Source organism: Bacillus sp. BC08 (genome assembly GCF_054326875.1).
Genome location: NZ_JBTGPA010000012.1, coordinates 1 through 705 on the forward strand (window position 1 = coordinate 1; position 705 = coordinate 705).

A 705-nucleotide genomic window follows, 5' to 3' on the forward strand; every position below is an offset into this window, starting at 1 on the left:
GCTTCAAGGTGGAAAAGAATTTAAAACAGAAGAAGTAAAAGCAGATAAAGAAGGAAACTGGAACTTCAGCTTCAAAGATCTACTGAAGTATGATGGACAAGGAAATGAAATCAAGTACACAGTAAGTGAAGTGAAAGTAGACGGCTACGAGACAAAAGTAGAAGGAACGACAATCACGAATACTTACAAAAATACTGATAAAACAGAAGTAAATGGTAAGAAAGTCTGGGAGGACTACAACAACAAATTCAACACACGTCCAGGAAGCATCAAGGTACAACTGCTTCAAAATGGAACAGAATTTAAAACAGAAGAAGTAAAAGCAGATAAAGAAGGAAACTGGAACTTCAGTTTCAAAGATCTACCAAAGTACGATGGAGCAGGAAATGAATTTACGTACACAGTAGATGAAGTGAAAGTTGAAGGTTATGAAACAAAAGTAGAAGGAACGACAATCACGAACACATACAAGAATACGGACAAAACAGAAGTAAGTGGTAAGAAAGTCTGGGAAGACTACAATAATAAATTCAACACACGTCCAGGAAGCATCAAGGTACAACTGCTTCAAGGTGGAAAAGAATTTAAAACAGAAGAAGTAAAAGCAGATAAAGAAGGAAACTGGAACTTCAGCTTCAAAGATCTACTGAAGTATGATGGACAAGGAAATGAAATCAAGTACACAGTAAGTGAAGTGAAAGTAGA

General features: G+C 36.2%; 1 protein-coding gene. It reads left to right on the top strand.

From position 1 onward, the window contains the following. Window positions 1-705 (top strand): Cna B-type domain-containing protein (locus ACXVYO_RS02090; protein WP_458465908.1); only part of this gene is annotated, 705 nt, incomplete at both ends.